Annotated in this window: 21 protein-coding genes and 1 pseudogene; 4 read left to right on the top strand and 18 right to left on the bottom strand. The window is 75.1% G+C overall.

Annotation, left to right across the window (positions count from 1 at the left end; genetic code table 11):
* Positions 1–126: 126 nt before the first annotated feature.
* The 4 genes from ACI79K_RS13060 to ACI79K_RS13045 all read right to left on the bottom strand — a co-directional run bounded on the left by ACI79K_RS13060 (position 127) and on the right by ACI79K_RS13045 (position 5,184).
* Positions 127–2,391, bottom strand: coding sequence for a polyribonucleotide nucleotidyltransferase (locus tag ACI79K_RS13060; protein ID WP_456588747.1), 2,265 nt, complete (start codon positions 2,389–2,391; stop codon positions 127–129).
* Between the two features lie 273 nt (positions 2,392–2,664).
* A complete protein-coding gene (rpsO, locus tag ACI79K_RS13055) occupies positions 2,665–2,934 on the bottom strand; it encodes a 30S ribosomal protein S15 (protein ID WP_113812701.1) in 270 nt (89 codons plus the stop codon).
* A 127-nt stretch (positions 2,935–3,061) separates the two neighbouring features.
* Positions 3,062–4,024 carry a bifunctional riboflavin kinase/FAD synthetase gene (locus tag ACI79K_RS13050; RefSeq protein ID WP_456588748.1) on the bottom strand — a complete coding sequence of 321 codons (963 nt, stop codon included), beginning with the start codon at positions 4,022–4,024 and terminating at the stop codon, positions 3,062–3,064.
* A 20-nt stretch (positions 4,025–4,044) separates the two neighbouring features.
* Positions 4,045–5,184, bottom strand: coding sequence for a branched-chain amino acid aminotransferase (locus ACI79K_RS13045; RefSeq protein WP_456588749.1), 1,140 nt, complete (start codon positions 5,182–5,184; stop codon positions 4,045–4,047).
* 204 nt (positions 5,185–5,388) lie between these two features.
* Between ACI79K_RS13045 and ACI79K_RS13040 the strand changes: the two genes are divergently transcribed.
* The gene (locus ACI79K_RS13040; RefSeq protein ID WP_456599907.1) at positions 5,389–6,174 is read left to right on the top strand and encodes a CPBP family intramembrane glutamic endopeptidase; all 786 of its coding nucleotides are present in this window, start codon (positions 5,389–5,391) and stop codon (positions 6,172–6,174) included.
* Here the strand turns inward: ACI79K_RS13040 and ACI79K_RS13035 are convergent.
* The gene (locus ACI79K_RS13035; RefSeq protein WP_456588751.1) at positions 6,152–6,490 is read right to left on the bottom strand and encodes an antibiotic biosynthesis monooxygenase family protein; all 339 of its coding nucleotides are present in this window, start codon (positions 6,488–6,490) and stop codon (positions 6,152–6,154) included. The two genes, ACI79K_RS13040 and ACI79K_RS13035, sit on opposite strands and share 23 nt — an antisense overlap.
* On the opposite strand from ACI79K_RS13035, the gene larB reads away from it, so the two are divergent.
* Positions 6,471–7,238, top strand: coding sequence for a nickel pincer cofactor biosynthesis protein LarB (larB, locus tag ACI79K_RS13030; protein WP_456599906.1), 768 nt, complete (start codon positions 6,471–6,473; stop codon positions 7,236–7,238). The genes ACI79K_RS13035 and larB overlap by 20 nt on opposite strands.
* Here the strand turns inward: larB and larE are convergent.
* From larE to rimP, 12 genes and pseudogenes are all read right to left on the bottom strand, one after another.
* The gene (gene larE / locus ACI79K_RS13025) at positions 7,229–8,065 is read right to left on the bottom strand and encodes an ATP-dependent sacrificial sulfur transferase LarE (protein WP_456599905.1); all 837 of its coding nucleotides are present in this window, start codon (positions 8,063–8,065) and stop codon (positions 7,229–7,231) included. The genes larB and larE overlap by 10 nt on opposite strands.
* A gap of 21 nt (positions 8,066–8,086) precedes the next feature.
* Positions 8,087–9,004, bottom strand: coding sequence for a tRNA pseudouridine(55) synthase TruB (truB, locus tag ACI79K_RS13020; RefSeq protein WP_456596893.1), 918 nt, complete (start codon positions 9,002–9,004; stop codon positions 8,087–8,089).
* Complete coding sequence (locus ACI79K_RS13015) at positions 9,001–10,260, bottom strand: MATE family efflux transporter (protein ID WP_456599904.1); 1,260 nt, start codon at positions 10,258–10,260, stop codon at positions 9,001–9,003. Before ACI79K_RS13015 ends, truB begins: the two co-directional genes overlap by 4 nt.
* A 130-nt stretch (positions 10,261–10,390) precedes the next feature.
* A complete protein-coding gene (locus ACI79K_RS13010) occupies positions 10,391–11,443 on the bottom strand; it encodes a DHH family phosphoesterase (protein ID WP_456599903.1) in 1,053 nt (350 codons plus the stop codon).
* A complete protein-coding gene (locus tag ACI79K_RS13005) occupies positions 11,440–11,682 on the bottom strand; it encodes a hypothetical protein (RefSeq protein ID WP_456599902.1) in 243 nt (80 codons plus the stop codon). The genes ACI79K_RS13010 and ACI79K_RS13005 overlap by 4 nt, the downstream gene beginning before the upstream one ends.
* Positions 11,679–12,194 (bottom strand): 30S ribosome-binding factor RbfA, encoded by a 516-nt coding sequence (gene rbfA / locus ACI79K_RS13000; protein WP_456599901.1) that lies wholly within the window; start codon positions 12,192–12,194, stop codon positions 11,679–11,681. Before rbfA ends, ACI79K_RS13005 begins: the two co-directional genes overlap by 4 nt.
* Positions 12,195–12,279: 85 nt before the next feature.
* Positions 12,280–12,573 carry a DUF503 domain-containing protein gene (locus tag ACI79K_RS12995; protein WP_456588759.1) on the bottom strand — a complete coding sequence of 98 codons (294 nt, stop codon included), beginning with the start codon at positions 12,571–12,573 and terminating at the stop codon, positions 12,280–12,282.
* Positions 12,574–12,678: 105 nt separating this feature from the next.
* Positions 12,679–14,514, bottom strand: a complete 1,836-nt coding sequence (gene infB / locus ACI79K_RS12990) for a translation initiation factor IF-2 (protein ID WP_456588903.1) — start codon at positions 14,512–14,514, stop codon at positions 12,679–12,681.
* Positions 14,515–15,507: 993 nt separating this feature from the next.
* Positions 15,508–15,651, bottom strand: a pseudogene (locus ACI79K_RS12985) (translation initiation factor IF-2 N-terminal domain-containing protein); the annotation flags it as partial.
* Between the two features lie 61 nt (positions 15,652–15,712).
* Positions 15,713–16,093: a YlxR family protein gene (locus tag ACI79K_RS12980; RefSeq protein ID WP_456588760.1), complete on the bottom strand. Its 381-nt coding sequence runs from the start codon at positions 16,091–16,093 to the stop codon at positions 15,713–15,715.
* An 8-nt stretch (positions 16,094–16,101) separates the two neighbouring features.
* Positions 16,102–17,253, bottom strand: a complete 1,152-nt coding sequence (gene nusA / locus ACI79K_RS12975; RefSeq protein ID WP_456588761.1) for a transcription termination factor NusA — start codon at positions 17,251–17,253, stop codon at positions 16,102–16,104.
* Positions 17,250–17,891, bottom strand: a complete 642-nt coding sequence (gene rimP, locus ACI79K_RS12970) for a ribosome maturation factor RimP (protein WP_456599900.1) — start codon at positions 17,889–17,891, stop codon at positions 17,250–17,252. Before rimP ends, nusA begins: the two co-directional genes overlap by 4 nt.
* A 290-nt stretch (positions 17,892–18,181) precedes the next feature.
* Between rimP and ACI79K_RS12965 the strand changes: the two genes are divergently transcribed.
* On the top strand, positions 18,182–18,670 hold the full coding sequence (locus tag ACI79K_RS12965; RefSeq protein WP_456599899.1) for a hypothetical protein: 489 nt from the start codon (positions 18,182–18,184) through the stop codon (positions 18,668–18,670).
* A 12-nt stretch (positions 18,671–18,682) separates the two neighbouring features.
* Entirely contained in the window at positions 18,683–19,144 is a 462-nt protein-coding gene (locus ACI79K_RS12960) for a ferritin-like domain-containing protein (RefSeq protein ID WP_456588764.1), read from the top strand.
* Between the two features lie 54 nt (positions 19,145–19,198).
* Here the strand turns inward: ACI79K_RS12960 and ACI79K_RS12955 are convergent, their stop codons facing one another.
* Entirely contained in the window at positions 19,199–21,091 is a 1,893-nt protein-coding gene (locus ACI79K_RS12955; RefSeq protein WP_456599898.1) for a penicillin-binding transpeptidase domain-containing protein, read from the bottom strand.
* Between the last annotated feature and the right edge of the window lie 13 nt (positions 21,092–21,104).

Below are 21,104 nucleotides of genomic sequence, written 5' to 3'. Positions count from 1 at the left end.
CCCCCCCCCCCCCCCCCCCCCCCCCCCCCCCCCCCCCCCCCCCCCCCCCCCCCCCCCCCCCCCCCCCCCCCCCCCCCCCCCCCCCCCCCCCCCCCCCCCCCCCGGCCCGGATCAGATCAGTCGTGGTCACTCACCCGCAGGGGCGGCGTCGGCCGGAGCCTCGGCGGGCGTGTCGGCACCGTCGGCGGCGACCGGCGCGAGGCTGATCTTGCCGCGGGCGTCGATGTCGGTGATCTCGACCTGCAGCTTGTCGCCGACGTTGGCGACGTCCTCGACCTTGCCGATGCGCTTGCCGCCACCGAGCTTGCTGATGTGGACCAGCCCGTCCTTGCCCGGGAGCAGGGAGACGAAGGCACCGAACGGCGTGGTCTTGACGACCGTGCCGAGGAAGCGCTCGCCGACCTTCGGCATCTGGGGGTTGGCGATGGCGTTGATCCGGTCCACCGCGGCCTGCGCCGAGGGACCGTCGGAGGCCCCGACGTAGATCGTGCCGTCGTCCTCGATGGTGATGTCGGCGCCGGTCTCGTCCTGGATGGCGTTGATCATCTGCCCCTTGGGGCCGATGACCGCACCGATCTTGTCGACCGGGATGCGCACCGTGGTGACCCGCGGCGCGTACGGGCTCATCTCGTCCGGCGCGTCGATGGCCTCGTTCATCACGTCGAGGATGTGCAGGCGGGCCGCACGCGCCTGGGTGAGCGCACCGGCGAGGACGTCGGAGGGGATGCCGTCGAGCTTGGTGTCCAGCTGCAGCGCGGTCACGAAGTCGCGGGTGCCGGCGACCTTGAAGTCCATGTCACCGAAGGCGTCCTCCGCACCGAGGATGTCGGTGAGCGCGACGTACTCGGTCTTCCCGTCGACCTCGTCGGAGACCAGGCCCATCGCGATGCCGGCGACCGGAGCCTTCAGCGGCACACCGGCGTTGAGCAGGGCCAGCGTCGAGGCGCAGACCGAGCCCATCGAGGTGGAGCCGTTGGAGCCCAGCGCCTCCGACACCTGACGGATCGCGTAGGGGAACTCCTCGCGGTCGGGCAGCACCGGCAGCAGCGCGCGCTCGGCGAGTGCGCCGTGGCCGATCTCGCGGCGCTTGGGCGAACCCACGCGGCCGGTCTCACCCGTGGAGTACGGCGGGAAGTTGTAGTTGTGCATGTAGCGCTTGCGGTCCACCGGCGAGAGGGTGTCCAGCTGCTGCTCCATGCGCAGCATGTTCAGCGTGGTGATCCCCAGGATCTGGGTCTCGCCGCGCTCGAACAGCGCGGAGCCGTGCACGCGGGGCACGACCTCGACCTCGGCCGACAGCGGCCGGATGTCGGTGAGTCCACGACCGTCGATGCGCACCTTGTCGCGCAGGATGCGCTGCCGGACGACCTTCTTGGTCAGCGCGCGGAAGGCACCGGAGATCTCCTTCTCCCGGCCCTCGAACTGACCGGCCAGCGCGGCCTTGACCTCGTCCTTGAGCGCGTCGGTCGCGTCCTCGCGCTCCTGCTTGCCGGCGATCTGCTGGACCTGGGCCAGCTTGTCGCCGACCTGCGCCTCGACGGCGGCGTAGACGTCGTCCTGGTAGTCGAGGAAGCGCGGGAACTCCGCGGCGGGCTTGGCGGCCTTGTCGGCGAGCGCGGACTGCGCGTCGCACAGCGCCTTGATGAACGGCTTGGCCGCCTCGAGGCCCTGCGCCACGACCTCCTCGGTCGGGGCGGGCGCGCCGCCGGCGACCAGCTGGACCGTCTTCTCGGTGGCCTCGGCCTCGACCATCATGATCGCGACGTCGCCGTCCGGGAGGACCCGACCGGCCACGACCATGTCGAAGACGGCGTCCTCGAGCTCGGCGTGCGTCGGGAAGCCGACCCACTGGCCGTTGATCAGCGCGACGCGGCAGCCGCCGACCGGGCCGGAGAACGGCAGCCCGGAGAGCTGGGTGGACGCCGAGGCGCCGTTGATCGCCAGCACGTCGTAGAGGTGCGCCGGGTCCAGCGACAGGACGGTGATGACGACCTGGACCTCGTTGCGCAGGCCCTTGGCGAACGTCGGGCGCAGCGGGCGGTCGATCAGCCGGCAGGTGAGGATCGCGTCCTCCGACGGCCGGCCCTCGCGGCGGAAGAACGAGCCGGGGATGCGCCCGGCGGCGTACATCCGCTCCTCGACGTCGACCGTCAGCGGGAAGAAGTCGAACTGCTCCTTGGGCTGGCGCCCGGCCGTGGTGGCCGACAGCAGCATGGTGTCGCCCATGGTGACGACGACGGAGCCGGCGGCCTGACGCGCGAGCCGGCCGGTCTCGAAGGTGATCGAACGGCTGCCGAATGCGCCGTTGTCGATCACCGCGGTGGCGGTGGTGACCCCGTCCTCGGGGTCGAACTCGGCGGCGATGGGGCCGCTGGTGGTGGGTGCGGACATCTGTCCTTCTCTCGTCTCGTCGCGCCGGCCTCGTACCGGTTCGCGACTCCTCTTACGGCGAGCGTTCGCCGTCTGCGCCCGGGGCGACCGGTGCTCGATCGAAGCCCTCGGGCCGTGCCGTTCCCCGTCCGGGGTCCGGCCACTCCTCCCGGGGGCCACTACCGAGGACCGGCCCTGTGCGGGCGGCCGACGGAGGTCCCGCCTGGCCCGTGCGGCGGGTGCCGCACGAGAGAGGGGACCGACCCGGTGATCCGGAGCGGTCCCCTCGACGTGCTAGCGGCGCAGGCCGAGCCGCTCGATCAGCGACCGGTAGCGGTTGATGTCGGTCTTCGCCAGGTAGTTCAGCAGCCGACGGCGGCGGCCGACCAGCAGGAGCAGGCCCCGCCGGCTGTGGTGGTCGTGCTTGTGCATCTTCAGGTGCTCGGTCAGGTCGCTGATCCGGCGGGTCAGCATCGCGACCTGCACCTCGGGCGAACCGGTGTCCTTCTCGACCGTCGCGTAGTCGGTCATGATCTGCTGCTTGGTCGCGCTGTCGAGCGCCATGGTTCGCCTCCTGGGCGGGTCACGTGTGGCCCTCGGTCCGACTCACGAGGGCAGGTGAACACACACGTCGGTCACCCGACGTTGCTGCCAACCTTACACACCGCCCGGGCGAGGACCGGGTCCCGCGTCAGCGGAGCCCGAGCAGACGCCGGGTGTCGGCCACGTCCTGCGCCATGGCGGCGAGCAGTCCGTCGACGTCGGGGAAGGCGGCCATCGGCCGGAGCCGGTGGGCGAACTCCACGCCGACGTGCTCGCCGTAGAGGTCGCCGTCGTAGTCGAGCACGTAGGCCTCGACGGTGCGGCGGCTGCCCTGGAACGTCGGGTTGGTCCCGACCGAGATGGCCGCGGGGAACCGGTCGCGGCTGGCACCGCTGCGCGGGTCACGGGTCACGAGGTGGCCGGCGTAGACACCGTCGGCGGGGATCGCCGTGTACGGGGGCGTCTCCACGTTGGCCGTCGGGTAACCGAGGTCCCGCCCCCGGCGGTCACCACGCACCACGACGCCGTCCACCCGGTGCGGCCGGCCCAGCGCGCGGGCCGCCGGCACCATGTCCCCGGCGGCGACGCAGGCGCGGATGTAGGTAGAGGAGATGGTCACCTCACCGTCCTCCGACGCGTCCTGCGCCAGGGCCATCCCCTCGACCGCGAACCCGAAGCGCCGTCCCTCCGCGGTCAGCGACGCCACCGTGCCGGCGGCGCGGTGGCCGTAGGTGAAGTTCTCCCCCACGACGACCTGGGCCGCGTGCAGCCGCTCGACGAGCACCGTGTGGGTGAACGTCTCCGGCGGGAGCTTCATGAACTCCGGGGTGAAGGGCAGCACGCACATCGCGTCCACCCCGAGCTCCGCGACCAGCTCCGCCTTCCGGTCCAGCGACGTGAGGATCGCGGGGTGCGAACCCGGTCGGACGACCTCGGCCGGGTGCGGGTCGAAGGTCAGCAGCAGGCACGGACGGCGCATCGCCCGGGCGCGCGCGACGGCGGCCCCGATCAGCTCCTGGTGCCCGCGGTGGACGCCGTCGTACATGCCGACGGTGACCACGGTCCGCCCGAGGTCCCCCGGGGTGGCCTCCAGCCCCCGCCAGCGCAGCATGCGACCGCCTCCAGCCGCGATCAGGAGACCCGGTGCAGCCAGCCGTGGGTGTCGGCCACCCGCCCGTGCTGGATGTCCAGGAGGGTCTCCCGCAGCCGCATGGTCAGCGGGCCGGGCTCGCCGTCGCCCACGGTGAAGTCACCGGTCCGCGCCTTGACCTCGCCGACGGGGGTGATGACCGCGGCCGTCCCGCAGGCGAAGGTCTCGGTGATCGAGCCGTCGAGCGCGCCGCTGCGCCACTCGTCGAGGGTCACCTTGCGCTCGGTCACCCGGTGCCCGAGCTCCCGGGCGACGGTGATCAGCGAGTCGCGGGTGATGCCCGGCAGGAGCGTGCCGGAGAGCTCGGGGGTGACCAGCTCGGCGTCCTCGCCGGAGCCCAGGACGAAGAAGAGGTTCATCCCGCCCAGCTCCTCGATGTAGCGCCGCTCCACGGCGTCGAGGTAGACGACCTGGTCGCAGCCCAGCTCGCCGGCCTGCTGCTGGGGGCGGAGGCTCGCGGCGTAGTTGCCGGCGCACTTGACGTCGCCGGTTCCGCCGGGCGCGGCCCTCACGTAGTCCTCGGAGACGAAGACCGAGACCGGGTGCACGCCGCGCGGGAAGTAGGCGCCGGCCGGGCTGGCGATGACCAGGAAGAGGTACTCGTGCGCCGGGCGGACACCGAGGAAGGACTCGCTGGCCAGCTGGTACGGACGCAGGTACAGCGTCTGGTCGGGCCCGGTCGGCACCCACTCGCGATCGGCGTCCACGAGCGCGTCGACGGCGGCGAGGAACGCCTCCTCGGGCACCGGCGGCATCGCCAGCCGCTCGGCGCTGCGGACGAAGCGCGCGGCGTTGGCCTCCGGCCGGAAGGTGGCCACGCTGCCGTCGGGCTGGGCGTAGGCCTTGAGCCCTTCGAAGATCGACTGCGCGTAGTGCAGGGCGGCCGTGCCCGGGTCCATCGGCAGCGGGCCGTACCGGGTGAGCCGGGCGTCGTACCACCCGCGGCCGGCCTGGTAGCGGGCCACGAACATGTGGTCGGTGAAGTAGCGGCCGAACCCGGGGTCCGCCAGCAGCTCCTCGCGCTCGGCCGTGGGGCGGCGCTGCACGTCCTCCACGACCACCGGCACGCCCTCGACGAACGTCCGGGACGAGGTACGGCTGTCGGCGAGCGTCTCGGTCATGGCTCCTACCTGACGGGCGGGTGTTCGGACGGAGCGGCGAGCGCCGGATCCGCGGGCTCACCCTAGCCCGCGCCCGCGCGGGAGCCGACGGCGAAGCACCCCCGGCGCCCGCGACCACGCGACGATCGGCGGCCACCCCAGGGGCGGCGCCCGGTCACCCGGACGTCGCCCGGGGGGGCACCCGGCCGCCCTAGGCTCCGGTGGATGGGCGGGGATCCCGCGCGGACCCCCGCGTCCGGGGCGCTTCGCGCCGTCGGGTTCGGGATCGCCGTGCACGCGGCCCGCCTGGTGGTCATCCTGGCCACCCTCGCGCTCGGGCCGCTGGCCGGGATCTCCAGCTGGTACCTGGGGCTGGCGGCGAACGTCGCCTGCACCGTGTACGCCGTCGCGCTGGTCACCCGGATGCGGCTGTGGCGCTCGACCGGCCTGCTCCGCCTGCTGCCCTCCCGTCTGGCGCTGCTGTCCCTCCTCCCCCTGGTGGCGGAGGCGGCGCTGTGGGCGCTGCCCGGAGGCATCACCGTCCGGGCACCGGGGCTTCCGCTCTGGCTGCTGACCCTGCTGCTGGTCGGTGTCAACGAGGAGCTGATCAGCCGGGGCGTGGTGCTCTCCAGGCTGCGGCGCGACCTCCCGGTCGGGGTCGCCGTCCTGGTCACCGCTGCCCTCTTCGGCACCCAGCACCTCTCGCACCTGGTCACCGGCGACCGGGCCCTCGCCGACGTCGCGGTGAACGTCGTCCTGTCCGGCGTCCACGGTTTCGCCCTCGCCGCCTTCCAGGCCCGTTTCACCTGGCTGTGGCCGCTGGTGCTGGTGCACGCGGCCACCGATGTCACGTCGGTGCTCGGGCAGGAGGCGCCCACCGGCTGGTACGTGGCGGCGCACGCCGGCCTGCTGGCCTACGGGATCCTCCTGCTGCGCGGCCGGCCGGCCGACCCGGTTCCGGGACGGCCGGCGTCCGGGTCCGCGACGGTCAGGCCTGGTGGTCCTGGTTGACCTTCGGCCCGGCGTACTCCAGCACCTCGTAGGTCCACACGTGCGCCGAGTGCGGGGCGGCCGAGGCGAGGGTGTCGCCGCCGCCGTCGTGGGCGCGGTCGAAGTCCTGGCTGGACTGCCATGCCTCGTACGCCTCGACGCTGCTCCACCGCGTGTAGACCAGGTACTGGTCGGTGCCCTCGACCGGCCGCAGGAGCTCGAACCACTCGAAGCCCGGGGTGCTCTCCACGGCTCCGGCACGCCCGCGGAACCGCTCCTCGAAGCGCTCCTGCTTGTCCTTCGGCACGGTGATCGCGTTGATCTTGACGACGCTCATGGTCGTCCCCTTCCCGGTCGGCGCGGCCGCCAACCCCACGGCCACCCGCCCGTGCGGCACGCTGGCGCAGGTGAGCGCACCCCGCACCACGGACCTGGGCTTCGCCCGCCTCGACCTCGACCGCGAGGCCCGCACCGGCACCCCCGAGGTGGTGTACGCGGCCGGCAAGACCCCGACGCAGACGGTCACCTGCCTCGCCGGCCTGCTCGAGGGGTCGCCGGCGGCGTTCGCCTGGGCGAGCCGGGTCGACGACGCCACGGCCGAGGCGATCCGCGAGCGCTGGCCCGACGCGGTGGTCGACGAGGAGGCGCGGTGCGCGTTCGTGGGGACTCCGCCGCCCCCGGTCGGGGAGGTGCTGGTCCTCACGGCCGGCACCTCCGACGGCCCGGTGGCCGCGGAGGTGGCCGCCACCCTGCGCGCGTGCGGAGTGGGCTGCCGGCGGGTGGACGACGTCGGGGTGGCCGGCGTGCACCGGGTGCTGGCGGTCGCGCCGGACCTGGCCGCGGCCGACGCGGTCGTCGTCGCCGCCGGGATGGACGGCGCGCTGCCCAGCGTGGTCGCCGGCCTGACCGACCGCCTCGTCGTCGCCATCCCCACCTCGGTGGGCTACGGCGCGGCGTTCGAGGGGCTGGCCGCGCTGCTCACCATGCTCACCGCCTGCGCACCCGGGGTGCTCGTCGTGAACATCGACAACGGGTTCGGCGCCGGGGTGGCCGCCGCCCGGATCGTCCGCTCGGCTCAGCGGTAGCGGACGGGGTCGGGCAGCAGCTCGTTCATCGCGCCCGACCGGAAGCCCCGGGGATCGAGCTCCACCCGGCCGAAGCCGGGGACGGCGGTGGGCAGGTCCACCCGGGCGGCGACCTCGTCCACCAGCGCGGCGTCCACCTCGACCCGGGCGACGTCGTCCCCCAGGTCGCGCACGCGCAGGTCGCGCACCGGCAGGCCCGCACTCGCGAGGGCCGAGCGCAGCGCCACCTCCGCGCGCTCGACCCGGGCCAGGGCCTCGGCGCTCACCGGCACGCCGTAGGCGATCCGGCTGGCCAGGCATGCGGCGGCGGGCTTCTCGGCCAGCGGCAGACCCCAGCGCCGGGCGGCGGCGCGGACGTCGTCCTTGGTGAGGCCCGCCCGCGCCAGCGGCGCCCACGCACCGCGTTCGGCGGCGGCCCGGATCCCCGGCCGGAAGCCGGCCACGACGTCGTCGGCGTTGGTACCGGTGACGACGTCTCCGATGCCCAGCCGCGCCGCCAGCGGCATCAGGACGTCGACCAGCTCGGACTTGCAGAAGGCGCACCGGTCGCCGGCGTTGGCGCGGTACCCGGCGCGGGAGAGCTCGTCGGTGCGCGGCCGCTCGTGCCGGACGCCGAGCGACGAGGCGAAGTCCCCGGCGCCGGCCAGCTCGGCCGTGGGCAGGCTCGGCGAGACGGCCGTGGCCGCGACCACCCGCCCCGGGCCCAGCGCACGCACCGCGGCGGCGAGGAGCACCCCCGAGTCCACGCCCCCGGAGAACGCGACGACCACCCCGGGCAGCGGGCGGAGCTGCGCGTCGAGGTCGGCCAGCCGGGCGTCGAGGGTCACGGCCGCCAGGCTGCCACCGGCTCAGGCCGGCGGGAAGCCGACGACGACGCGGGCGGTGCGGCCGGCGTCCTCGACCAGCGCCGCCAGGCGGCCGTCGGGGTCCACGGCGGCGTGCAAACCGGCGGCCCCGGTGGCCGGGATGCGCTGCCCGTACCCCAGCGCCCGCGCCTCCTCGGCGGCGAGCGCGCGCTCGGGGAAGACCAGCCGGGCCGCCTCGGTGAGCCCCAGGAACCCGGGGCCGCCGCCGGCCACCAGGGAGGCGGCGGACTCCTCCACCGTGCCCGCCTGCGCGACGGTGAACGGGCCGGAGGCGGTGCGGCGCAGCGCGGTCAGGTGGCCGCCGACGCCCAGCGCCGCCCCGGCGTCGCGCGCGATGGCCCGGATGTAGGTGCCGGCGGTGCACTCGACGGTGACGTCGGCGTCGACCAGGTCCGGCTCCGGCCGGGCGATCCGGTGCACCTCGAGGCGGTGCACCGTGACCGCGCGGGGCTCGAGGACGACCTCCTCCCCCGCGCGCACCCGGTCGTAGGACCGGCGGCCGTCGACCTTGACCGCGCTCACCGCCGACGGCACCTGCCGCAGCGGCCCGGTCTGCGCCGCCAGGGCCGCGCGGACGGCGTCGTCCGGCACGTGGGCGGTCGAGGCGGAGCTCAGCAGCTCCCCCTCGCGGTCGTCGGTGACGGTGGCCTGCCCCAGGCGGATCGTGGCCTCGTAGGTCTTGTCGTGGCCGCCGACGTACCCGAGCAGCCGGGTCGCGGTGCCGACACCCAGCACCAGCAGGCCGGTGGCCATGGGGTCCAGGGTCCCGGCGTGGCCGACCTTGCGCACCGACAGGGCGCGCCGGGCGCGCGCGACGACGTCGTGGGAGGTCATGCCGCCGGGCTTGTCCACCAGCAGCAGACCGGGCGGTACGTCGGCGTCGGGGCGTCTCGGGCTCACCCGGCAACCGTCTCAGGTGCCCGCAGCCAGCGGTCACCCGCCACCCGCACCAGCACGGCGAGCAGGCGCAGCCCGATGAACAGCGTGAGACCGGTCCAGATGCCGGCCAGCCCCAGGCCCAGCGGGGCGGCGAGCAGCGACAGCGGCAGGAAGCCGACGAGGGCGGCCGCGATCGTGACGGTGCGCAGGTAGCCGACATCCCCGGCGCCCATCAGGACGCCGTCCAGGGCGAACACCACGCCGGCCAGCGGCTGGAAGCCGGCGAGGAACCACCAGACGACGGCGGCCTGCGCGAGCACCGCCGGGTCGTCGGTGAACAGCGGCGGCAGCACCCCGCGCAGCGCGACCAGCGCGGCGGCCACGAGGCAGCCGGTGACCAGCCCCCAGACGGCGACCCGACGCGCGGTCGCCCGGGCGTCGTCGGGACGCCCGCCGCCGAGCGCCTGCCCGACCAGGGTCTGCGCGGCGATCGCGTAGGCGTCGAGCACCAGCGCGAGGAAGAAGAAGAGCTGGAGCGCGATCTGGTGGGCGCCCAAGGCGGCGGTCCCGGCCCGGGCGGCCACGCCGGCGGCGACGAGGAACGACAGCTGCAGCACCGCCGCCCGCAGCAGCAGGTCCCGGCCGATGACCAGCTGGCGCACGATCGCGGCGGGCCGCGCCCGCCAGGCCGCCCCCTCGCGCAGCAGCGCCCGCACGAACAGCGCCGCGGTGAGCGCCTGCCCGACCACGTTGGCCACGGCGGAGCCGACCAGGCCCAGCCCCGCTGGGTGCACCAGCAGCGGGCACAGGACGAGGCTGAGCAGGCTCCCCGCGACGACGTAGCGCACCGGTCGGCGCAGCTCCTGCACGCCGCGGAGCCACCCGTTGCCGGCCAGCGAGACCAGCAGCAGCGGGGCACCGAGCGAGGCGACCCGCAGCCACTGCTCCCCCGCCTCGGCGACCGGGCCCGCGCCGCCGGCCAGCGCCCGGGTCAGCGGTCCGGCCAGCGCCTGGAAGAGGGCCAGCACGAGCAGGCCCAGACCGACGGCCAACCACGTCGCCTGCACGCCCTCCTCGACGGCGCCGGCCCGGTCGCCGGCCCCGGCCCGGCGGGCGGCCCGCGCGGTGGTGCCGTAGGCCAGGAAGTTCAAGAGCGCGGCCGCCCACGCCAGCAGGCCACCCCCGACGGCCAGGCCGCCCAGCGCGACCGTCCCGAGGTTGCCGACCACGGCGGTGTCCACGAGGAGGTACAGCGGCTCGGCAGCGAGGACGACCAACGCCGGCAGGGCGAGGGAGAGGACGGACGCCGGGCGCGACGGGAGCCCCGCCGGGTCCCGCTCAGCGCCCCGATCGGCCTCGGTGCGGGGGCCCGCGCCGGGCGTGCGAGGCGTGGGGGGCTCGGTCCTTCTAGGCACCTGGTCGCGGGGGGAGGCCGGAGGCCGACACCGCGTCCAGCTCGCGGCGCAGGGCCTCGATGGTCATCTCGCGATCGAGGGAGGAGGTGTACCCCGCGGCGGCCCGGTGCCCGCCACCGCCCAGCGCCATCGCCACACGGGCGACGTCGGTCCGGCCGCGGGAGCGGAGCGACACCGACCAGGACCCGTCGTCCTGCCCCTTGAGCACGCAGGCCACGTCGGCCTCCTCCGTGGCGCGGACGACGTCGACCAGCGCCTCGAGCTGCTCGCCGGGCAGGCCGTGCTCGCCGGCCTCCGCGGTGCTCGACCAGGTCCAGACCAGCCCGGCGCCGACCCCCGGTTCCAGGACCGCCCGGCCCGCGACGACCGAGAGCAGCCCGAGCCAGCTGAACGGCGCGGTGTCGAAGAGGCGGCGGCTGATCGCCGCGTGGTCGATCCCCGTGGCGAGCAGGCGCGCGGCGAGCTCGTGGGTCTCGGGGCGGGTGCTGCCGAACCGGAAGGAGCCGGTGTCGGCGGCCAGGCCGGCGTACAGGCAGGTCGCCAGTCGGTCGTCCAGCGCGACACCGAGGCCGTCGAGCAGGTCGGCCACCAGCGTGACCGTCGCCGGTGCGGCCGGGTCCACCAGGCGGACCCGGCCGAAACCCGGATTGCTCGCGTGGTGGTCGACGACCACGGAGGTCCCGGCACGGTCCAGCAGCGGGGCCAGCTCTCCCAGCCGTCCCGGGGAGGCCGCGTCCAGGGCGACGAAGACGTCCGGGGAGGACGGCACGTCGGCGGACGGCACCAGCCCCTCGGCGCCGGGGATCCACCCGAGCGAGGCGGGCAGCGTGAACGGACCGGGGAAGGTGGCGAGCACCCGGGCGCCGCGCCGGCGCAACGCCTCGGCGAGCGCGAGGCAACTGCCCAGCGCATCGGCGTCGGGCTGCACGTGGCCGGACAGCACGACGGTCGCACGCGATCGCGCGGCCTCGGCCAGTACCGCGGTCGCCGACCGGGTCGCGTCCGCCAGATCCGCGGCGGGGCGCTCGTCGGGGACGGGGGTCACGCGCCCGGATCGGGGTCGGCCATGCGGCCGCCCTGGTGCTCGGTGATGTCGCCCCCGCCCACCGGGTAGCCGGGGCCGCCGTCGTCGGGCTCGTCGGCCGCGATGCTGGGCGCCTCGCCGATCTGGCCGCGCTTTCCGCCGTCGGTCGGGTCGCCGGTGTCCGGCACGGGTGCACCGCCCAGCACCGATGTGCCGTGGCCCTCGTCGGGCTCGTACGGGTCGGGGTCGTTCTCGGTCACTGCGCACTCCTCGTGTCGGCGGCGTCCTCGGATCCGTCGTCGACGGGGTCGGACGCCACCATGTCGTCCTCGTCCTCGTCGTCGTCCGCGTCCTCCACCGGCTTCCGGTAGGGGTCCGGCTCGCCGGCGTAGCTGGCGCCCTCACGGGCGCGGGCCAACTCCGCATCGGCGTGCCGCGCCCGCTCGAGCGCTTCCTCGAGCTCACGCGCGGTGTCGGGCACGATGTCGGCGACGAAGGTCAGCGAGGGGACGAACTTGATCCCGGTCTGCCGTCCCACGGTGGAGCGCAGCACACCGGTCGCACTGCTCAGCGCCTTGGCCGAGTCGGCGACCTGGGTCTCGTCGCCGTACACGGTGTAGAAGACCGTGGCCTCGCGGAGGTCGCTGGTCACCCGGGCGTCGGTGACGGTCACCATGCCCAGGCGGGGGTCCTTGATCTGGGACTCGATCGCGGCGGAGACGATCTGTCGGATGCGCACCGCGAGCTTGCGGGCGCGGGCCGGATCGGCCATCGGGACCTCCTGGTGCGTGGATGGAACGGCCCCCTCGCAGGGCCCCGCCGCGAGCCTGCGAGCGGTGGGGGGCGAGGGGGTCCTTCTAGTCGGTGTCGCTGAACAGCTGCCGGTGCGTGGACAGCAGCGTCACCTCCGGCCGCTCGGCCAGCAACCGTTCGCAGGCGTCCAGGACGTCGGTGACCTGGGCTGCCTCCCCCGCCACGGTGGCGACCGCGACCTGCACCCGACGGTGCAGGTCCTGGTCGCCCACCTCGGCGGCGGCGACGGCGAAGCGGCGGCGCAGTTCGGCCACGATCGGTCGCACGACCGATCGCTTGCCCTTGAGCGAGTGGACGTCGCCCAGCAGCAGGTCGGCGGTCAGTGACCCGGTGAACACCGGATCACCTCCCGACGACCTGCTGCTGGCGACGAACTGGGCCGGCCCTCGTGCTGGGCCCCGCCACGAGCCTGCGAGTGGTGGGGGGCACGGGGGTCCTTCGACTTACTCGCGCGGCTTCTCGCGCATCTCGAAGGTCTCGATCACGTCGTCGACCTTGATGTCGTTGAACGACCCCAGGCCGATACCGCACTCGAAACCCTCGCGGACCTCGGTCGCGTCGTCCTTGAAGCGGCGGAGGGACTCCACCGTCAGGTTGTCGGCGACCACGGCACCGTCGCGGATGAGCCGCGCCTTCGAGTTGCGGACGATCGTGCCGCTGCGGACCAGCGAACCGGCGACGTTGCCGATCCTCGGCACCCGGAAGACCTCGCGGACCTCCGCCGTACCGAGCTGGACCTCCTCGTAGACCGGCTTGAGCATGCCCTTGAGCGCGGCCTCGATCTCGTCGATCGCCTGGTAGATGACCGTGTAGTACCGGACGTCCACCCCTTCGCGGTTGGCGAGCTCGGTGGCCTGGCCCTCGGCCCGGACGTTGAAGCCCAGGACGATGACGTCGTCGGCCAGCGCCAGGTCGATGTCGCTCTTGGTGATCCCACCGACGCCGCGGTGGATGACCCGCAGCGAGATCTCGTCGTCGACCTCGATCTTCATCAGCGCCTCTTCGAGCGCCTCGACGGTGCCCGAGTTGTCGCCCTTGATGATCAGGTTGAGCTGACGGTTCTCCTTGAGCGCCGCGTCCAGGTCCTCCAGGCTGATCCGCTTGCGCATCGAGGCGTTCTGCGCATTGCGGATGCGGGCCTGGCGGCGGTCGGCGATCTGCCGGGCGACGCGGTCCTCGTCGACGACGAGGAAGGTGTCACCGGCGCGGGGCACCGAGGTGAGCCCGACGACCTGCACGGGGCGGGCCGGCAGGGCCTCCTTCAGCTTGTTGCCGTGCTCGTCGAGCAGCGACCGGACGCGACCGTAGGCGTCGCCGGCCACGATCGAGTCGCCCTGGCGCAGCGTGCCGCGCTGGACGAGCACCGTGGCGACGGGGCCGCGGCCCTTGTCCAGCTTGCCCTCGATGACCACACCCTGCGGGTCCTGCTCGGTGTTCGCGCGCAGGTCCAGCGAGGCGTCGGCGGTCAGCAGGATCGCCGCGAGCAGGTCGTCGAGACCCTGCCGGGTGATCGCCGAGACGTCGACGAACATCGTCTCGCCGCCGTACTCCTCGGCGACCAGGCCGTACTCGGTGAGCTGCTGGCGGATCTTGGCGGGGTTGGCCCCCTCCTTGTCCACCTTGTTCACCGCGACCACGATCGGCACCTCGGCGGCCTGCGCGTGGTTGAGCGCCTCGACCGTCTGCGGCATGACGCCGTCGTCGGCCGCGACCACCAGGACGACGATGTCGGTGGCCTTCGCGCCACGGGCACGCATCGCGGTGAACGACTCGTGACCCGGGGTGTCGATGAAGGTGACCGGCCGCTCGTTGCCGTCGAGCTCGGTGACGATCTGGTAGGCGCCGATGTGCTGGGTGATGCCGCCGGCCTCGCGCGCCACCACGTTGGTGTTGCGCAGGGCGTCGAGCAGCTTGGTCTTCCCGTGGTCGACGTGACCCATGACGGTCACCACCGGCGGACGGGGCGACCAGTCCTCCTCGTCGCCCTCCTCGTCACCGAAGGTGAGGTCGAAGGTCTCGAGCAGCTCGCGGTCCTCGTCCTCGGGGCTGACGACCTGGATGTTCCAGCCGATCTCGGCACCCAGCAGCTGCAGGGTGTCCTCGTTCACCGACTGGGTGGCGGTAACCATCTCGCCCAGGTGGAACAGCGCCGTGACCAGCGCGGCGGGCTGGGCGTTGATGCGCTCGGCCAGATCGGTCAGCGAGGCGCCGCGGGGCAGCCGGACGGTCTGCCCGTTGCCGCGCGGCAGGCTGACACCGCCCATGCTGGGCGCCGCCATGGAGTCGAACTCCTGACGCCGCTGCTTCTTGCTCTTGCGCCCGCGGACCGGACCCCGGCCACCGGGACGCCCGAAGGCACCGGCCGTACCGGCACCCGAGCCACCGCGACCGCGACCACGGCCACCGCCGCCACGGAAGCCACCGCCGGCGGGCGCGCCGGCACCCGGGGCACCGCCACCGCCGCCGGGACGGAAGCCACCGCCGCCACCGGGACCACCCGGACGGCCACGACCCGCACCTCCGGGGCCACCACCGGGACGGCCGCCGCCGGCCGGCCGCGGCGGCATCATGCCGGGCGACGGGCGCTGCGGCATCATGCCCGGGTTCGGGCGCGGACCGCCCGGACCGGCCGCGGGACGCGGGCCACCGGCACCGGGGCCGGGACGCGGCCCGCCGGGCCCGGCCGGACGGGGACCGCCGGCACCGGGCGCAGGACGGGGACCGCCGGCACCGGGCGCAGGACGGGGACCGCCGGCGCTGGGCGCAGGACGGGGACCGCCGGCTGTGGGGCCGGGGCGCGGGCCGCCGGCCGCGGGGGCCGGGCGGGGGGCGCTGCTGAAGGGGTTGTTGCCCGGACGCGGGGCCGGCCGGGGACCGGGACGCGGACCACCGGGCGCAGATCCGCCGGCCGGGGCCGGGCGGGGGGCTCCGGGACGCGGGGCCGACGGCTGCTGCGGCGGGGCCGCCGGAGCCTGGGCCGCCGGAGCCTGCGCCGCCGGAGCCTGGGCTGCCGGGGCCTGGGGCGCCGGGGCCTGGGCCGGAGGCTGCGGAGCGGGCGCCGCGGGACGCGGACCCGGGCGCGGTCCGGGAGCGGCCGGGCGCGCCGGCGCCGACGCCGCCGGGGTCTGCGGGGCCTGCGGGGCCTGCGGGGCCGGAGCCTGCGGAGCAGGCGCCGCGGCCGGAGCCGTGGGCGCGGCCGGCGTGGGAGCGGGGGCGCTCGGGCGCGGGGCTGCCCCGCCGTTGCCGCCACCGGTGGCGGCGCCGAGCGCCTCGCGGAGCCGTCGGGCCACGGGGGCCTCGACGGTCGAGGACGCGGACTTCACGAACTCGCCCTGCTCCTTGAGCTTGGCGAGCACGGTCTTGCTGTCGACACCGAACTCCTTGGCGAGTTCGTGTACGCGGGCTTTGCCTGGCACGGGTCTCCTCTTGGTGAGGCCGGCGGCTTGCCCGCTCGACCTCGTCGTTAGTGGCGCATGGTCATCGTGAGAACTTCACGGCTGAGTCATCCGACGGTGTCCTGTCGACGTGCGGACCGGCCTGGTGCCGACCCGACTGGGTACTGCTGTCCTCCCCCGACCCGGCCCCGGTGGCCTCCGCGGAGGCACCCAGGACGTGAGCCCGGAGCGGGCCGGCCCCCGGCGGTGTGCTGCATCGCAGCGCCCGCTGGAAGGCCCGGCGTCGCTCCGCTGCGCGCAGGCACTCCGCGGTCGGGTGCAGCGAGGCACCACGACCGGGGAGGCGCCGCCGCGGATCGGGGACGAGGTCCCCGGCCACGACGACGACGCGCAGCAGGTCGGTGACCGACGTCCGCTTCCGGCACCCCACGCAGGTGCGGACCGGAGTCGACGTTTCGGCCATCCTCAACTCTAGCGCGTGGCCGGTCCGCGTTGTTCCGCGCGGCGGGGAGCCGAGCGGGAACCCCCCGCGGGAGCCTGCGATCGGGCCCCGGGCGCCCCGCCACGCCCCCCGCCCGGGTGGGGTGGCAACCCGGACCGCAGCGGCGGGCGGCCTACCCCCGGAGAGGGGGATGCGTCGGCGTCGTCGGCCTGGGCGTCGCTGCGGATGTCGATCCGGCAGCCGGTCAGCCGGGCGGCCAGGCGGGCGTTCTGCCCCTCCTTGCCGATGGCCAGCGACAGCTGGTAGTCGGGGACGACGACGCGCACCGCCTTCGCCTGAGGGTCGACGAGGCGGGCGCTGCTCACCCGGGCCGGGCTGAGCGCCGAGGCGACGAAGTCCGCTGGGTCGTCCGACCAGTCGACGATGTCGATCTTCTCGCCGTGCAGCTCGCTCATCACGTTGCGCACCCGCTGCCCCATGGGGCCGATGCAGGCCCCCTTGGCATTCAGCCCGGGCACCGCGGTGCGGACGGCGATCTTCGAGCGGTGCCCCGCCTCGCGCGCGACGGCGACGATCTCGACGCTGCCGTCGGCGATCTCCGGGACCTCGAGGGCGAACAGCTTGCGGACCAGGTTCGGGTGCGTCCGCGACACCGTCACCTGCGGGCCGCGGAAGGTGCGGGAGACCGCCACCACGTAGGCCTTGATCCGGTTGCCGTGGGTGTAGGTCTCCCCCGGAACCTGCTCGGCGGAGGGGAGCACGGCCTCGACCTTGCCGATGTCGATCATCACGATGCCGCTGGCGTTGCGCCGCTGGTCGGCCTGGACGATGCCGCTGACGATGTCGCCTTCCTTGCCGGCGTACTCGCCGAAGGTCTGCTCGTGCTCGGCGTCGCGCAGCCGCTGGACGATGACCTGCTTGGCGGTGCTGGCCGCGATCCGGCCGAAGTCCGACGGGGTGTCGTCCCACTCGCGCACGACCTCGCCGTCGGCGCCGATCTCCTGGGCGAGGACGGCGACCTCGCCGCTCTTGCGGTCCACGTGCACGCGCACGTGCTTCGCCGCCCCGTCGGCGTGCCGGTAGGCGGTGACCAGGGCCGTCTCGAGCGCCTCGATGACCGTGTCGACCGGGATGCCCTTCTCCCGCTCCACCGCCTTCAGCGCGGTGACATCGATGTTCACTTCTCTCCTCCGTCGTCGTCCGCGAGCCCGGCCTGGTCCAGGTCGTCGAGCTCGGCGGCGTCGTGCTCCGCGATGTCGTCCGCGGTGTCGTCGGTGATGTCGTCGGGGGAGTCGGCGCGGCCGAACTCGACCTGCACCCGCCCCGCCCCGAGCTCCGCCCACGGCACCTGGCGCGGCTGCGGGGGCCGCTTCTTCGCCCCCGGCTTCCCCTTGGCCTCGACCGCCAGGGTCACGCCGTCGCCGTCCACCGCGGTGATCCGTCCGGTGAGCTGCTCGACGGCCCCGGCGGGGCCCACCCCCACCACCACCAGCCGACCGGTGTTCCGGCGCCAGTGGCGCGGCTCGGTGAGCGGCCGGTCGACCCCCGGACTGGTCACCTCGAGGACGTAGGGCGTGCGGCCCATCCCGTCGTCGTTGCGGTCGAGCACGTCGGAGACCGCCCGGCTCACCTCGGCGATGTCGTCGAGGGTGACACCGGCGTCGCGGTCGACGACCACGCGGACGACGCTGCGCCGGCCGGCGGGGGTGACGACGAGCTCCTCCAGGTCGTACCCGGCCTCGGTGACGACCGGGCGGATCCAGGCGGTCAGCCGGTCGGTGGCGGGGTCGCTCCGCTGGGTTCCGCGAGAGGCGGACACGCTGGCCTCCTCAGGCTCGGTCGGCGGCACGGTGCCGTGCGCGCAGTTCTGCGGCCCGGCGCCGCGGACCTGCGTCGCTGGCCGGGCCCGGTGTCGAGGGGAAGAGCTCAGGTTACCGCCCACCCCGGGACGGCGGCCCGGCGCGGGGCGACCGGACCGCTCCGGCCGGACCCTGCGCCCACTGGGGCGCACGGGGGCAGGGTGACGCGGTGGACGTCCCGACGACGCGGCGCGCCCGCCCGACCGCGCGACCGGCTGCCGGTGCGGTCGAGCTGCGAGGATGGACGGCGATGTCTGGCACCCCTCGTCCCGGTCGGCGGGCGTTCACCCGTCGGACCCTCCTGGTGGCGTCCGCCGCCGGCGTCGCCGTGGTGGCCGCCGGCTGCACCTCCTCGCCGCCGGTCGAGGAACGCGACACCGTGACCAGCGCGCAGGCCGACGAGCTGGCGGCGCAGGTCGGCGTCCAGGAGACCCTCGTCCGGGCGTACGAGCTGGCCTTCGACGCCGACCCCGCACTCGCCGCTGCCGCCGGGAACCTGGCGACCCAGGCCGGCGAGCAGCTCGACCGCCTCCGCGCGGCCACGCCGGGCAGCAGCCCGTCGGCCACCCCGCCACCGGACACGCCCCCGGCCGGCGAGGGGCAGGCCTGGCTGCGGGCGCAGGTCGCCGCCGCCGCCACCTCCCACGCCGCCGCCGCCCTGGGCCAGACCGGAGGGCGGGCGGCGCTGCTGGGCTCCATCGCCGCGGGACTGCGCGGTCACGAGGCACGACTGGCGTGAGGAAGATCGGCCATGGCTGACGACGAGACCACCGGCCCCTCCCCCGAGGACGACGCCCTGAACGCCGCGCTGGCCGCCGAGCACGCCGCCGTGTGGGGATACGGCGTGGTCGGGGCGGCGCTGGGTGCGGGCGGCCGGGCGGCCGCCGCGACCGCCGAGGCCGGGCACCGCGACGTGCGGGACCAGCTGATCACCCTGCTCGACGGGCGCGGCACGGACCCCGTGCTGCCCGAGGCCGGCTACGCGCTGCCCTTCCCGGTGCTCTCGGCGGTGGACGCCGCCGCCCTCGCCGCGGTGCTGGAGGAGGGCGTCACCGCCGCCTGGGTGCGGGTTCTGGACCGGGCCGAGGAGCGGACCACGCGCACGCTGGCGATGGAGGTGCTCAGCGCCGCGGAGGTGCGGGCGGTCGGCTGGCGGGAGGCCGCGGGCCAGACGCCCGTGACGCGCGCCCTCCCCGGGCTGCCACCCCGGTAGCAGGCCCCTGCCCTCGCTCCCCCGGCGCGAGGCGGGATCCGGACGCCGCGACGCTCAGAGAGCGCCGAGGAACGCGTCGGTGACCGCGACCGCGGCGCTGCTGGACTGCCCGCCCTCGACGAGCACGGCGAAGGCGATGTCACCGGCCGGTCCGGCGACCTGGTACCCGGCGAACCAGCCGTGGGAGTCCGGCGGCGTCTTCGTGCCGTACTCCGCGGTGCCGGTCTTGCCGTGGACCTCGCCCCGGTCGGGCAGCGCCTGAGCGGTCCCCGACAGCACGACCGCTCGCATCATCGGCCGCAGCGCGTCGAGGACCGCGGCCGATGGCCCGGCCGGAACCGGCCCCGCCGCCTCGGCGCCGACCACCTCGACCGGCGCCACCGGCGTGCCCCCGGCGACACCGGCCATGACCAGGGCCATCTGGGCCGGGCTCATCAGCACCCGGCCCTGGCCGATCGCGTCGGCCGCCTTGCCCGTGCCCGTGCTGTCACGCGGGACGCTGCCGCCGAAGATGTCGACCGGCAGCTCCCAGTCGGTGCCCACGCCGTAGGCCGCCGCCGCCTCGGCGAGCGCCGGGTCCGGCAGCTCGAGGGCCTGCTGGATGAAGGTGGTGTTGCACGACTGGGCGAAGGCCTCGGTGAAGGGGACGGTGCCCAGGTCGAACTGGTCCTGGTTCTCGAACTCCCGCCCCTCCACCGTGGTCGTGGCCGGGCAGGCGACCGGCGTCTCCGGCGTCAGGCCACCCGCCGTCACCAGGGCGGTGGCCGTCATCGTCTTCATGCTCGATCCGGGCGGGAACTGGCCGCGCAGGGCGTTGCCCGGGTCCGCCGCCTCGTTCGAGGAGACAGCGAGGATCTCCCCCGTGCCGGGGCGGACGGCCACCAGGTGGGTGGGGCGGGACTCCCCCGCCACGGCGGCGTCGGCGGCGTTCTGGATCTCCGGCACCAGGGGGGTCTGCAGCGGCTCCCCGGCGACCGGGGCCACCGAGGCGATCTCCCGGCCTGCATCACCGGTCGCCTCGTCGGTGCTGACCACCGACACGGTGAACCCGGGTGTGCCGGTGAGCTGGTCCTGGTACGCCCGCTGCAGCCCGGACAAGCCGAGCTGGTCACCGGCGGCGTACCGCGGCTGCCCGTCCACCGAGGTCTCCTCGATGATCTCCGCGGTCGCCGGCCCCACCCGGCCGAGCAGGGCCGAGGCGAACCGCGCCGTCGGGGCGAGCAGACGGGTCTCGGTGGGGAAGACCGCACCGGGCAGGTCGAACACCTGCGCGCGGATCTCCTCGAAGTCGGGGCGGCGCAGGGAGATCACCGGCACGAACTGACCCTCCGGCGCCGCCTGGACGTCCGCGACGATCTCCTGGGGGTCGATGCCGGTGGCCGCCCCGAGCGCCGACGCCAGTGACGGCAGGTCGGTGACGCGGGCCGGGTCGACGCCCACGTTGACCACCTCGGTGGGGGTGAACAGCGGGGCACCGGTCGCATCGGTGATCGGCGCACGATCGGGCAGGGTGCGGTCGAGCTCGAGGTGCTGACCCTCCGCCAGCTCGGGGTGCACCATCGCGGGCTCGGCGACCACCTCCCAGGCGTCGTCGCCCTCCCGCAGCCGCAAGGTGGCCTCGTAGCTCCACTCCGGTGCCGCTGCCAGGTCCCAGGTCGCGGTCCAGCCGACGGTGGCCGAGCCGTCGTCGACGGTCACCTCGCCGACCTCGGTGGCCAGCTCGGCGCCGGGCAGGTCGTCGGCCGTCTGCGCGAGCAGCGCCGCCGCGGCGTCCGGATCGGTGGTCGCGTCGGCCGCCGCAGGGACGTCGCCCGCCGCCCAGTCCTCGAGGAACGCCTGGGCCGCGGCCCGCACGTCGTCCTCGCTGTTGCCCGAGCAGCCGGCCAGCACCGGGCCGGTCAGCACGATCAGAGCGGCCGGGAGAGCGAGACGTCGTCGTGTCGACACGGTCACAGATTGT

This window comes from Blastococcus sp. SYSU DS0616, assembly GCF_054051015.1.
Note: the sequence above shows the minus strand (reverse complement) of the source record. Positions and strands in the feature narration are given on the sequence as shown.